Origin of the sequence: Providencia sp. Je.9.19, from assembly GCF_051129765.1 — a bacterium.
Lineage (GTDB): Bacteria > Pseudomonadota > Gammaproteobacteria > Enterobacterales > Enterobacteriaceae > Providencia.
The window spans coordinates 99,515-113,398 of sequence record NZ_JBCPSS010000002.1 but is presented as its reverse complement, the minus strand read 5'-3'; the positions used below and the strand labels follow the sequence as shown (position 1 = coordinate 113,398).

At 38.8% G+C, this 13,884-nt stretch carries 11 protein-coding genes; 6 read left to right on the top strand and 5 right to left on the bottom strand.

The annotated features are described in order from the left end of the window. Together tamB and tamA are read right to left on the bottom strand one after the other, a co-directional pair. Nucleotides 1–3,780 carry an autotransporter assembly complex protein TamB gene (tamB, locus tag AAZR93_RS09685; protein WP_434719701.1) on the bottom strand — a complete coding sequence of 1,260 codons (3,780 nt, stop codon included), beginning with the start codon at nt 3,778–3,780 and terminating at the stop codon, nt 1–3. Next, nucleotides 3,777–5,519: an autotransporter assembly complex protein TamA gene (tamA, locus tag AAZR93_RS09680; RefSeq protein ID WP_434719700.1), complete on the bottom strand. Its 1,743-nt coding sequence runs from the start codon at nt 5,517–5,519 to the stop codon at nt 3,777–3,779. The genes tamB and tamA overlap by 4 nt, the downstream gene beginning before the upstream one ends. A 151-nt stretch (nt 5,520–5,670) precedes the next feature. On the opposite strand from tamA, the gene msrA reads away from it, so the two are divergent. Further along, on the top strand, nt 5,671–6,300 hold the full coding sequence (gene msrA, locus AAZR93_RS09675) for a peptide-methionine (S)-S-oxide reductase MsrA (protein ID WP_434719699.1): 630 nt from the start codon (nt 5,671–5,673) through the stop codon (nt 6,298–6,300). A 578-nt stretch (nt 6,301–6,878) separates the two neighbouring features. Beyond that, the gene (locus AAZR93_RS09670) at nt 6,879–8,261 is read left to right on the top strand and encodes a hemolysin family protein (protein WP_336429357.1); all 1,383 of its coding nucleotides are present in this window, start codon (nt 6,879–6,881) and stop codon (nt 8,259–8,261) included. A 117-nt stretch (nt 8,262–8,378) separates the two neighbouring features. On the opposite strand, the gene AAZR93_RS09665 is transcribed toward AAZR93_RS09670, so the two are convergent. Continuing rightward, nucleotides 8,379–8,585: a DUF1107 domain-containing protein gene (locus AAZR93_RS09665; protein WP_294104215.1), complete on the bottom strand. Its 207-nt coding sequence runs from the start codon at nt 8,583–8,585 to the stop codon at nt 8,379–8,381. A gap of 314 nt (nt 8,586–8,899) precedes the next feature. Between AAZR93_RS09665 and AAZR93_RS09660 the strand changes: the two genes are divergently transcribed. Beyond that, nucleotides 8,900–9,460 carry a YtfJ family protein gene (locus AAZR93_RS09660; RefSeq protein WP_434719698.1) on the top strand — a complete coding sequence of 187 codons (561 nt, stop codon included), beginning with the start codon at nt 8,900–8,902 and terminating at the stop codon, nt 9,458–9,460. Nucleotides 9,461–9,656: 196 nt separating this feature from the next. On the opposite strand, the gene qseC is transcribed toward AAZR93_RS09660, so the two are convergent. Together qseC and qseB are read right to left on the bottom strand one after the other, a co-directional pair. Beyond that, nucleotides 9,657–11,006 carry a quorum sensing histidine kinase QseC gene (gene qseC, locus AAZR93_RS09655; RefSeq protein ID WP_434719697.1) on the bottom strand — a complete coding sequence of 450 codons (1,350 nt, stop codon included), beginning with the start codon at nt 11,004–11,006 and terminating at the stop codon, nt 9,657–9,659. Beyond that, entirely contained in the window at nt 11,003–11,665 is a 663-nt protein-coding gene (qseB, locus tag AAZR93_RS09650; RefSeq protein ID WP_434719696.1) for a quorum sensing response regulator transcription factor QseB, read from the bottom strand. The genes qseC and qseB overlap by 4 nt, the downstream gene beginning before the upstream one ends. A 177-nt stretch (nt 11,666–11,842) precedes the next feature. On the opposite strand from qseB, the gene AAZR93_RS09645 reads away from it, so the two are divergent. The 3 genes from AAZR93_RS09645 (at nt 11,843) to AAZR93_RS09635 (ending at nt 13,878) form a co-directional block, all read left to right on the top strand. Further along, entirely contained in the window at nt 11,843–12,271 is a 429-nt protein-coding gene (locus tag AAZR93_RS09645) for a YgiW/YdeI family stress tolerance OB fold protein (RefSeq protein WP_434719695.1), read from the top strand. Nucleotides 12,272–12,431: 160 nt separating this feature from the next. Further along, nucleotides 12,432–13,022 carry an NUDIX domain-containing protein gene (locus tag AAZR93_RS09640; protein WP_294104227.1) on the top strand — a complete coding sequence of 197 codons (591 nt, stop codon included), beginning with the start codon at nt 12,432–12,434 and terminating at the stop codon, nt 13,020–13,022. A 463-nt stretch (nt 13,023–13,485) separates the two neighbouring features. Continuing rightward, entirely contained in the window at nt 13,486–13,878 is a 393-nt protein-coding gene (locus tag AAZR93_RS09635) for a cupin domain-containing protein (RefSeq protein WP_294104229.1), read from the top strand. The last annotated feature ends 6 nt before the right edge of the window (nt 13,879–13,884 follow it).

The window sequence follows — 13,884 nt, the reverse complement described above, 5'->3', positions numbered from 1 at the left end:
TTAAAACTCAAATTGATAAAGGAGATCCAAGGCCTGGTTTACACCAGACACCGCTTCCAAATAAAGTTTTGGCATTAAACGATAGCGCAGAGTCAATGTTGCCAATGAGTCAAATATCCCAACGCCGTATTTGACTTGTAAGTCATTGGTAATTTTGCCACTCACCACAACTTGGGAACCGTCTCCCACACCTTGCGTATCAACAGCCAAATCAGATACACCAAATGTTTCACCAATTTTACCCACTAACTGCCCGCTCTGTGCAACACCAAGGCCAATTAGCATAGATGTCATTTGGGAGCCATTTGCATCACCGCTATCCAAACCTTCCCCTCTTAACAAATAGGATAGTGCTTCTTGCTGTGATTTAGTGGGTTCTGAAAATATCTCTACTTTCGGTTTGTCTGCAAGCCCTGTGACTCTAACACCCGCAACGACATCATCTGCCGTATTATCTGGATTACGAATCGCTTCCAGATTTAAAAATGGCTGATCAGCGGGGCCTGAGAACTGAATTAAACCTTTACGTACGAGCAAATCTTGCCCATAGGCACGGAAACGACCTGTAGGAATATCGATTTGTCCGTTTAGGCTAAGTCCCTGTTTACTCTGCGTAACTTTTAATAAACCTGTTAATCGGGCTTTTAACCCAAATGCATCCAACCTAACGTCATTACCAATTTTAATATCCAAATTTGTTTGGATAGGAATCGAAGGTGCTTTTTCCTCAATTGGCTGCAAGTTACTATCAAGCATAACGACATCAGAGGAGGCACTAACCGCTGACTCAGGCAGTTCTTGCACTGTAATACGAGCCCATGGGATTGTCACGCTCCCATTTAAAACCAGTAACGTAGGTGATGCTTCAAAAACTAAATCAGGTTGCACATCAATTTTAATCATCGGTGGCAAGGAAACACGTAAATTGTTACCTCGAGCCATGATTTTTGCACGCCACGCATCTACGTTACGCCAATCCGCCTCACCATCGATATTCAGATAACCTTCTGGCGTATTGATTTGCCCACTCATCACCGAACTTGCCCCATTAAACGTCACACCTAAACGACCACTTTTAATGTCAAATGGGATCATGGCTGATTTAATTTCTAAGTTTGATAAAGATAAATTACCATTCATCAATGGGTTATTAGCAGATCCCCCTAAACGCAAGTTCGCATTCAAGCTACCGTTCGCGACTTCTTTATGCCCTAACATGGGCTTGATTAAATCCAATGTAATTGAATTTATTTCAATGTTGCCTGCTAGCAAACGGCGCTTTTCTAAATCAGAAATTTGAACGTTGCCTTTAAGCTGCCCGTTATTCGCTATCTTAAATAACCAATTAAGGTCAGCTTTACCATTTTTCAAGGCCGCGCTTAGTGTGAGAGTTTGAAATTCAAATGGTAACCGTGTGCCATCCACGAATTGTGTAGCTTTAATACCATCACCTTGAAGATCAAGTTTCACTTGCGGTAGACTGCCACCTTCTTTCCAAACCGCATTTGCTTTACCACTAAAGACGCCATTTACCCGCGTATCTTTTGGCATAAATGGTTTAATCATCGCTAAATCAAAGCGTTCTAATACAATATCGGCACTACCACTCTTACCAGCTTTGATAGGCTTAGGTACACACAAACGTGCATTTGGGTTTACCCAGCAATGTGTTCCAATCACCACTTCCTGTGTTTGATTCGTATAATTTAGCGACATGGCTTTATTTAATCGCCATTCGCCCACGACAGTATCAAACAAGGTATTGTTAAGATTACCTTTCCAAATCTCAGTGTTTCTATCAAAACTGCCCGCTAGGGCAAGTTGCCCTGAAACTGGCTCACCTTTCATATTTAATTTTAAGGTATGTTGTTTCTCGCTGCCTTTCGCATCTAAGGTCAAGTTACTGATAACGATATCTGCTTGCCTTAACTGACGCAATACAACAGATAACTCCCCCTTAATTTGCTCGCCCGTCGCAACATCCCCTTTGATAACCACATTCTCGATTGATAGGCTGTCTTGCCACCTTACATTACGTCCCGTGATATTGGCGACGGCTTGAGGCGTTTGTAAATTACCGCGTAATTTAATATCACCGGCAATTACCCCCCCTAATCCTGGCAATAGGCCATTTAGTGCGGGCGCATTAATTTTTGCATCTAAATTCCATTTATCCGCCAGCGATCCTTTAATATCAACGTTATTTTTACCTAACGCTAAATTGAAATTAGGAATATCCCATTGGCCTGCGGCATTACCTTTAGCTTGTCCACGTGCTTTTAAGAGATTATTTTTAACATTACCGTCGAGGGCAATTTCAGGGATTTCAAGCTGCCAACTACCACCATATAAACTGCCGCGAGTCGCCACTTTACCATCGACTTTTGCCGGCCATTCAGGCCATTGTTTAGCTGTATTAATTCCCGATAATGTCAATACTGCATTCCAGCTAATAGCTTTGCTCCAATCCGCAACGCCTGTAATATCAGCATTCCCTTGTAATGCAGCTAAACGCAAACGCGTTAAATTGATTTGTTCTTCATTACCTTTGGCATCTAACATTAAGGTTGATGGTGGTAAATCTTGCCCTGTAATTGCAGAGCGTAGAGATAAATCGTAAGCTGATGGGCGGCCATTTAGGCGTAAACGTGTTCCATCAAGCTGATATTGCGATTCTCCGACTAGCGGCCAAGTCAACTTATCACTTTCGAGCGTGAGCAATATTGGGAAATCAGCCTGACTCAAATCTGTTTCTGCCTCTAATGTGGCATTAATCGGACCGTTTAAATTCAGTGCTAATTTGAGCTCATCTAACAAGCTACCTTTTAGCGATAAATCAACTTTCTGCCCATTGAGATCCTCTAAACGGCTTTCCCCCACCACAGAAATAGATACTGGCCACTTATCTTTTAATGTTGCAGTTCCTGATAAAGCTAAATTACCTTCAGGCGCATCTACTTCAAGCTGTTTTAATAATACATTTTGCCCATCATTTGATAGGCTCAAATAAAGGCGATTAATAGTAAGGTCAGTACTGCCTTTCAATTGAAAATTAGAGGCGTTAATACCTTCAACATTGAGATCTACTGGTAAAATTATCTCAGGTAATTGCGCTAGCAATGGCTTAGCAAATAAGGCTTTTAGTTCATCACCTATCGATTCCTGTTCATTGATAGGTATTTCTGTAACCGGTGCCTCAGCTTGTTCTTTCGCCGCCTCTTCCATTACCGGTAAATTAATTGCTAAATCAATAATATCGGTTGGAATAATAGTCATGGCCTTTTTCTGCCACGTTATCCCTGTCGAGAATTTCGCTAAATCAATCGTCATGCCATCCACATTGACATGAGTTGAAACCAACGATAACTGATTCAAGCGAATAGTCAGTGGTGCATTTAAGGCTGTTAATGGCTCCGATGGCGGTGTTTCTTCTGAAGGAGGGAATGCGGTTGTATCGATATTAACGGTAACATTATCAGTAGAAAGTGTATCGATGCATACTTCACGGCGAGTTAAACAACCTAAACGTAAGGCCAAATGAAGTTTTTGCGCATTAACATCAACACCAGGCATTTGATATTGCACACCCGATAACGTTAAATTACTAATATCCCCTTCAATTGATTGGATCTTTAGTTCAGGCACCCAACGTGTGGCCGAATTTAAGGCAAAATGTAAACCTGATTGTGTTCCCAATACCCAGCTTAGAGCAGCAATAATAAGAACTAGAATTAATAAAATGGAAATACTGATCCATTTAAACCACTTCATCCATTTCATAGTTCTGTCCCCAAACCGATGTAAAACTGAATTTTGTTATTATCAGGATCGCCAATCGGTGTTGCGAGGTCAAATTTGATAGGTCCAACAGGAGATACCCAACGCAGTCCGATACCGGCACCCGTTTTAAAATCACTGGTTTTAATATCATTCACGGCTTCACCGGAATCAATAAAGGTCGCCCCCCACCAATTACCCGTAAAATTGTATTGATATTCCATCGAACCGACAGCTAATTTAGAAGCGCCCGTCAATTTACCCTTGCTATCTTCAGGTGAGATTTTTTGATAACCATAACCGCGAACACTACCATCACCACCCGCAAAGAAACGTAGGTCTGGTGGTACTTTGTCAAAAGCATTGGTTTCTATCCACCCTAAATTACCACGCAAGATAAAGCGGTGGCCTTCCCATGGTGTTCTGATCCACACATGCTTAGTTTGTAATACAAGAAAATCAATATCTGAACCCCAAATTTTATTTGAGTAATCAATTGAATAACGTTGGCTATCACCCCATGTTGGCATGACGCCACCACGCTGGCGAATACGGCTCACATTGGCGCCAGGATAAAGCAACATGGTAGTATTTGTGATATCTGCTTGGGTAAAGCTACTGAGCATCCAACGCATATTCACGCCATATTGCCAACCCGTTGAATAGTCCCAGTTACGTGAAACGTTTAATGTCGTGGTATTCGATTGAGTATCGTTTAAATCGGTACGTTTAAACCCGCCTTGAACGGCATAGTATTGTTCGAGTGGATTCGCTTTTAACGGAATTTTATAGCTTGCATCAATAAGTTGCTCTGGCTGAGACAAGCTAATACTGGAAGATAAACTTTGCCCGCGAGAGTTAACCCACGGCTTATTCCACGTTGTTTTTACACGAGGCCCCACATCAGTACCATAACCGCCCCCGAGCTCAATGAAGTTTTGTGCCCGAGGCGTCATCACACCGTCCATCGGTAATTCGTCTGTATTCTCTTCTCTCGCTTTAGCAATATTGGGTGTCACAATCGCAGAATTAAACCAACCAGTTTCAGCCAACCTACGGTTAAATTCAGCCAATTGCTCAGAAGTGTAATATTCACCCGGTTTAAATGGAGAAAGGTTATTTAGATAGTCTTCACGGATTTGTGAACCTTGATAAGAGATTGATCCAAAACGATAGCGTTTACCACTATTAAAATCAAAATCCCAATAGGCCGCATGATTTTCAAGAGAAATACCTAGCTGGCTTTTCTCCATGACGGCATCAAAATAACCTTTACGAACAGCAAGACTACTAAACTTACCTTTAAAATCCTCATACTCGCCATCATTCTGGATAGTACCGTCCTTAGGCGTATTACTTTTGATCATCTTTTCATAATCTGAATCTGTCTTCGCCACACCTTCTAATTCCACTTTCACGCCTTGAACTAAAATAGGTTCTCCTGGCGTAACTTTTGCTGTCAATATTGAACGCGCGGGCGGTGTTTTTTCCTGATAACTAAATTCAACCGTAGGTTCATAATAGCCAAGAGGCTTTAAACCTTCTTTAATAGCTTTTTCTACCCTTGCACGAAAACGTCCATTTGGTACGACTTCATCTTGTGAAATATTAGAAAGTTGCACTCGTACATTTTGATTTAGTTGGCCTTCAAGTCCTTCAATATTAAGACGAAGATTCGCAGCGTACACCACAGGCACAGCCACAGTTAAACACAGAAAACAGATGATAGGGTATTTCGACACGCCTACTCCTAAGGTGATTGATAGATTGACTAAAGGCTTCAGATTAATTTATTTTGAGTAAAATTGATCATAGACACAAGTTTTTATCCCATTTTTTAACTTATTTGTGCGCTCACAATATTTATCTCAACGCAAATGTATAGGAATTATTATGTCTTCTAATAAATTTCACGCAGTTAATAACTCGCAAGCTCTACCGGGTAGACAAGTTGCTATAGCGCCCTCACCATACCATGCGGTGAACCATCATTCGATTGAGATTATTCCTAAGAATGCGGAAACTGCGTACTTTGCTATGGGCTGTTTTTGGGGAGTAGAGCGCTTATTTTGGCAGCAAACAGGCGTTTACTCTACATCTACAGGCTATTGCGGTGGGATCACGCCAAATCCAACCTATGAAGAAGTATGTTCTGGACTCACTGGACACGCGGAAGCCGTACGTATTGTATTTGATCCACAAGTCATTAGTTACGCTCAGCTATTAACTTTATTTTGGGAAAATCACGATCCCGCTCAAGGTATGCGCCAAGGTGGTGATATTGGTACGCAATATCGCTCAGCGATTTATACTGTATCGGATGAACAATCTGCATTAGCAGAAAAAACGCTACAGGATTATCAACAAGCAATGATTAAACAGAATGATAATCGCCCAATTACCACTGAAATTGCGCCCCTTGATATATTTTATTTTGCTGAAGATTATCATCAGCAATATTTATACAAAAACCCAAATGGTTACTGCGCATTAGGTGGGATCGGTGTTTGTTTACCACAATAGCTATTCCTTTGATTTTATTTTCAATAAATGAATTTCTATTAATATTCTAAATAATTCAAATTGTAGCTAGTCGACAAATGAAAGCGTCTTGGGGAGCATACATAAGTATGTAACCTAAGCGATTGAATGTAGCCAACAACGCTACAGCTTGAATTGGAATTTAAATATTCTAAATAATTCAAATTGTAGCTAGGCGGCAAATGAAAGCGTCTTGGGGAGCATACATAAGCATGTGACCTAAGCGATTAAATGTAGCCAACAACGCTACAGCTTGAATTGGAATTTAAATATTCTAAATAATTCAAATTGTAGCTAGGCGGCAAATGAAAGTGTCTTGGGGAGCATACATAAGTATGTGACCTAAGCGATTAAATGTAGCCAACAACGCTACAGCTTGAATTATGACGAATATATAGCCAGACAATTTAACCTAATGCTATACTGGCGCGACTACTCATATACTTCGCGCATATTGCGCTACAATATATTTACGTACTTAATATATTTATATATTCGAAACGATACCTTCAGGGCTTTGTTGAATGCAATAAATTCCTGAAGGTGTGTCTGGATAACTTATGCTTAACAGTTTGCTGTTTGTTCTTTTATTATGTGCAATAAGCGCATTTTTTTCTTTGTCAGAAATATCTCTGGCCGCCTCTCGCCGCATTAAACTCAAACTTATGGCTGATGAAGGCAATATTAATGCCGCTCGAGTCCTAAAGTTACAAGAAATGCCGGGAATGTTTTTTACTGTTGTTCAAATTGGTCTCAATGCCGTGGCTATCTTAGCTGGTATTGTCGGGGAATCCGCATTTTCCCCCGCATTACAAGGGTTCTTTATTCAGTTTTTATCTCCTGCATTGGCACAACAAATCGGTTCCATTCTCTCTTTTGCCATTGTGACAAGTTTATTTATTTTAGTTGCTGATTTAATTCCTAAACGTATTGGCATGGTAAAACCTGAAGCGATCGCTATGCGTATTGTTAATCCGATGCGCTTTTGCCTGCTGCTACTGAGCCCATTAGTCTGGTTTTTTAATGGATTAGCAAACCTGATCCTCAAATTATTTAAATTACCTATCGCTCGTAATGAAGATATTACTTCTGATGATATTTTTGCGGTGGTTGAAGCGGGTGCTGTGGCTGGTGTTTTACGTAAACAAGAGCATGAATTAATTGAGAATGTATTTGAACTTGAATCACGGACCGTTCCATCTGCGATGACGCCACGTGAAAGTATTATTTACTTTGATAAACATGAATCAGAAGACAGCATTAAACATAAAATTTCGACACAGCCCCATTCAAAATTCCTTGTCTGCTCAGATGATATTGACCATGTCATTGGTTATGTCGATTCAAAAGAATTACTTAATCGCGTTCTAAATGGTCAAAGCCTAGGCTTGCAAGATGGTGTACATATTAGAAGTGCCCTGATGATCCCTGATACACTTTCACTATCGGATACATTAGAAGCATTTAAAGCCAATGCCGTCGATTTTGCCGTTATTCTAAATGAATATGCACTCGTGATGGGTATCATTACTATTAATGATGTGATGATCACTTTAATGGGCGATTTAATTGGGCCAAACCCGGGGCAAGAAGAACAGATTATTGCTAGAGATGAAAATTCTTGGCTAGTCGAAGGTGGAACACCTATCGAAGATGTGCAAAGAACATTAGATATTGATGATTTCCCTGACTTTAGCAATTACGAAACAATTGCGGGTTTCATGATGTATCGACTCAGAAAGATGCCTAAACGCACTGACTATGTGAAATATGCAGGTTACAAGTTTGAAGTCGTTGATATTGATAATTACAAAATCGACCAGCTATTAGTGACACGTATTACAAATGCTCCAGCACCTGTCATTGTTCAACCTGGAAAAAACAGTACAGAAACGGCTAACACCAAAAAGCAAACCAAAGATAGCGATAATAAACCAGCCTGATAGCAAAGCCATTTCTTTCAATGCGCCACTTTTGTGGCGCTATTATTAATCAAACTAACTATTTTGTTACTTTAGCTATTTGACTAATAATTCAACTATTAATCTAATCCTAACGCCCTATCCAAGCTCTGTGCGCAGTAAAAGCACCTGCTTGTTAACTTCACTCATGACATTATAGTGGCGCTTATCACTAACCTTGGGTGGTAAAATCTTCCCATAATTAAACTCAAAAGCTCCGAAATCCTTTATATAGAGTCTGCCACTGAAGAGGGTTTTGACATAAAGAGCAATCTTAAATGGGTTGTAGCGGTTAAAAATTTTCATTAGAACTTTTCTCCCCTATGTTCTTTTGCGGTCGTTCTCTTACGGTATCCGTTAATTCATACTGCTACTAATCATAGACCAGTAATTCAGCTTTTGGTTCTAAAATTGCAATTTTATTCAATTCGCTGACAGAAAATGACACTATAAAATATCTAAAAATACCCCGACAAACCTTGTGTTTATGCTGAATTTTAAAAAAATGTTAATTTCCCTCTTGCAGCTCATCCGATGAGCTATGCTATAAGTATGAGTACAAAAAGCATGATTTTTATTCACAAAAATCAACAATCAAAACGATAACTAAAGGTACCCCTATGATAAGAAAATTTTTACTTTTGATCTGTTTGTTTGGGCTATCCTCGGCGGTATTAGCAAGTAATATACTGACAAATCAATCAGTTCCTTCAGTTTCTGTCACCGATAAAGGTGAGCTAATATTAAATAATGAAGATAAACTAGATTACCAACCGTGGAAAAGCCAACAACTCATCGGGAAAGTTCTTACTATTCAACACATTGCAGGTCGCTCATCTGCGAAAGAGCTTAATAACCCATTAATTGAAGCAATTAAACAAGCCAAACTGCCTCATGATACCTATCAAACAACCACTATCATCAATACTGATGATGCTATCTTTGGCACCGGTGTGTTTGTTAAAAATAGCGTTGAGGACAGTAAAAAAGAGTTCCCTTACTCACAATTTATTGTTGATAGCGATGGTGTGGTAAAAAGTGCATGGGAGTTATCACCTGAGAATTCGGCGATTATCATCTTGAATAAACAAGGAAAAGTATTATTTTTCAAAGAAGGCGCTCTCAGCCAACAAGAAGTTGATAAAGTACTTGGATTATTAGTCTCTGAACTTGCTAAATAGGCAATAATTAACATCACAAGAGCATACCCTATTATTTTTAGCCGATGACTTCTTTAGGTTTAAGTTTACCTCAAGGAAGTCATCTCAATTTTTACAGTCAGTTATGCTAAAATACCCTTATATTAAATATGCATAATTATTTCTATTTTGTTAATAATCAAGCAAAGTAATAATATCAATGTGATTGTATTTAACATCACCCCCAGTATATTTTCACGCAAAAGCCTCCCGCTTCAACATTTGAAAATAACAGCCGCATGTGATGTAGCTGTGCAATACGTTTTGCAATCGACAATCCTAAACCGCTACCCGTTTTTTCTTGTCCCGGTGGTCGATAGAATCGCTCTCCAAGCCGACTGAGCACCTCTGGTGGGACTGTATCGCCATCATTTTTAATCTCAAGATGGTCACGAAAAAGTATCAACTCAATTTTGCCTTTTTCTTTACCATAACGAATTGCGTTATGGAGTAAATTTCTTAATAAAACAGACAATAAAAGTTGCTGACCTTGAAATACGGGGGGTTCCTTAATAATGACTGTTTCAAATGTTACTTGGTTAGCGCGTGCTTCTGCCGCTATGTCGCTAACTGACGACTCAATCAGATTTATCCATGATAATTGCGCAACATCTTCCAACTGAGTCGATGATTCCAATCGTGACAGCATCAATAATTGGTCGACTAACCGACTTGCTCTATCAATCCCTTCCGATAAATTAGCTACCGCATGTTCTCGAATAGCGCGATCATTTCCGGCAATTTGCACAACTTCAGCCTGAACTTTAAGCGCGGCAAGTGGACTACGTAACTCATGGGCTGCATCAGAAGTGAATTGACGTTCACGTACAAACATGTGATTAATGCGTTCAAATAAACCATTGAGTGCATCTAATATGGGCTTTGCTTCACTGGGGATCTTTGGCACTTTAATTGCGGTTAATTCATCAGGTTTACGGTCAACTAACTGAGTTGCAACATCACGCAATGGCTTTAATGCACGAGTCAATAGCCCTAAAAATAAAACCAACATGATAGGCAATGCCACTAACCAAGGAATAAACTGAGCAATCATGATATCTGCTGCCATTTCTTGCCGATATTCCCATTCTTGTCCTACCACAATGATATATTGATCATCGAGTGATTTTAACCAGACAAAACGCCACGGATCTTTACTGTCTTTAATGAAACCTTCAGTGAATCCTTCTCGCTTAAATTGAAATGGTATTTTTTTACCATTATCATCATCATTGAGTACCATTTCGCCGCTTGGTGTAAAAATAGCAAATGCTAAGGCATCATCATCCTGATCGCCTCGATTTTTACGCAATAATTTTTTAGTTTTCACGAGTGAAGGCTGGCTAAGTTCAAGATCTGAGGGTAATACAGATAACCGCTTGGCAAAAACCATTTGCTGAGTATCAAATAATTCATTAATCGTTTTATAGGTTTGATACCATGCGAGAGAGCTCGCAATTCCCCAAGTCATTAAAGCCAGTAAAAGTAGCGTTAAGGTTAATTTTAGTCTCAAACTAAATGTTTTCATTGCTCATCACCTAATCGATAACCAACGCCATGAATAGTTCGAATAAATTTATTACCTAACTTGCGTCTTAAATGGTGTATATGCACTTCAACCGCATTGCTGGAAACTTCTTCGTCCCAGTTATAAAGTTTTTCTTCGATCAGTGCCCGCGAAAGTACTTTATTAGGGTTATGTAAAAAAAGTGATAACAATGCGAACTCTTTAGCCTTAAGTTGAATGGATTCACCCTTCATCGTGACGGTCATTGCAACGGGATCCAGCTCAACATCACCGTGAGTCAGTTTAGGAGAAAGCTGGCCACTACGGCGTCGATTTAGCGCTTGTAAGCGTGCAGCAACCTCAACTAAAGCAAAAGGTTTGCAAAGATAATCATCAGCGCCTTGCTGCAACCCTTGGACACGCTGATCCAACGCATCTCTAGCCGTTAAGATTAAAACGGGTTCATCACGACCTTCTTTTCGCCAATACTTTAAAATATCCATACCATCTATTGCGGGAAGTGAGAGATCAAGTACAACCGCATCATAAGGAGCATCAAATAAAGCTACCTGTCCTTGTTTTCCATCCATAAACCAATCAACGGTAAAACCTAACTGCGTTAACCCCACCTTTAAACCATCCCCAATTAACCTGTCATCTTCGACCAAAAGAATTCGCATTTTTTCCTCCATCTCGGAATATTGGTATATTTATATTATAATATTAAGGATGACTAGCTATTATTAGCCAAATTAAAAATATATTTTTTTAATTTGAGTTCTTAAGATCCTGTTAAGATTTACCTGCTTTAATACACTCCATAAAGCAAGTTTACGTTATTAACGGAGATAATACTGATGAAAAAATTACCTTTAATTGCCTTAATCGCTGCACTCGCTGCTGCCCCTGTTCTTGCTGCTACTAGTAATGCGAATAATGTTGCTAATGGTGGATTTAATGGTCCTGGCACGGTGACAAGTACACCGAATCAATCAACTCAAACGGGTGGATTCTCAGGACCAAACAATAGCGAAACTACTGTCGCTAAAGCACTGGATATGTCAGATGACAGCTGGGTTATTTTACGTGGTAATATTATTAAACAGTTAGATAATAAACATTATGAATTCACTGATGGTACTGGCTCCATTACACTAGAAATCAGTCCAAAACGCTGGAACGGAGTGAATGTCACCCCGACAGATAAAATTGAAGTTCGCGGTAAAATCGATAAAGATTGGAATTCAAGAGAAGTTGAAGTTAAACAAATTCAGATAATTAAGTAAATGATTAAAATCTAGTTATCTTTAACTATAGCAAGGTGGCGATATAAATAGTCACCTTGCCTTAATCATACCGCCTATAAGATCTCACCTCTCACCTATTCCCCCTTTCTAACAACAGTGCTAGATTATTTATTATTAATAGGTCAGTTAAGGTAGCAAGATGTCTATAAAGCAGCCTCAAATCCGTAATATCACTGAAAAATTACTTTCTGATAACTGGTATATTCTCAAAAAATTCACTTATGAACTTCAGCGAAGTGATGGAAGTTGGCAAAAACAAGAACGTGAAGTTTATGATAGAGGCAATGGCGCTGTCATACTGCTATACAATAAAATAAAAAATAGCATTATTCTTATTCGCCAATTTAGGATGCCAATGTACCTCAATGGCTACCCTCATTTATTAATCGAAGCTCCCGCAGGGTTGCTTGATAACGCTTCTCCAGAAGAAAGAATTATCGCTGAAGCGGAAGAAGAAACTGGTTTTAAAATCAATAAAATCGAAAAAATTTTTGAAGCCTTTATGAGCCCCGGATCGGTAACTGAAAAACTCTATTTTTATATTGCTGAATACAATGATATTGATCGTCAAAGTTGTGGCGGTGGGCTCGCAGAAGAAGGTGAAGATATTGAAGTTTTAGAATGGCCTTTTCCCAAAGCTTTAGAGGCGATTAAAAATGGTGAAATTGTCGATGGCAAGACCATTATGTTAATACAACATTTAGCGCTCAACACAATTTTAAAAAAATAAATTATCTGCGCTTCATTAAAAGACAATTTCATTATATTTAACTTATTTCCCTTCTCAATAATGAAAAGGGAAATTGCCGACATATTTTATTATCACTTGTATATTCGCAACAATCCATTAAAGACGGTCTTTATTGGACTATTAATTTATCCATATAATTAACACAGTTAAAAAAAACCACAACTAACTGATATTAATCATTTAAATGAAAATTTAAATTTAAAATTCAACTATTTTTATCACGCATGTAAAAAAAACTAAAATATAGATTATTTTCATTGCGATACAGAGAAATAAAATCAATAATGCTTTTAAGCTAGTCTTGAAAATATCTTACATTTTTAATTTCTAACCAAAACATCAATATAGTCTTTTTATGAATTGCTTTTTATTTATAATCTATGAATGCTGATTTAGTGTTAATTATTAAGCAATATTATTCTTAATTGAGGAGCTAAATAAGATGATACGTTGTATTCGTATGTGGACAGGTGAAGATGGTAATTCCTTATTTGAAGAAGGTAGTCTAGAACTCAATAAAGTCGCAAATGCAGAGGGAGATAGCCAAACTCCAAATATCGCTGCTAGCGCGCTCTCTTTTCGTGAAACTGTATCCGGTGGATCATTTGACTGGCACAAAGATCCCGTCCCTCGTTATGTCATCACCCTTACAGGTACTTTAGAATTTGAAACCAAAGATGGTTCCACCTTTATTATAAAGCCAGGTGATATTTTACTGGCGCAAGATAATACAGGTACAGGACATAAATGGCGGCTCATTGGTGATGAACCATGGCGTCGTGCTTATGTTATGTATCAAGAAGGGACAGACTTGTGTTTCACACCTGCTAAGTAATAGGAA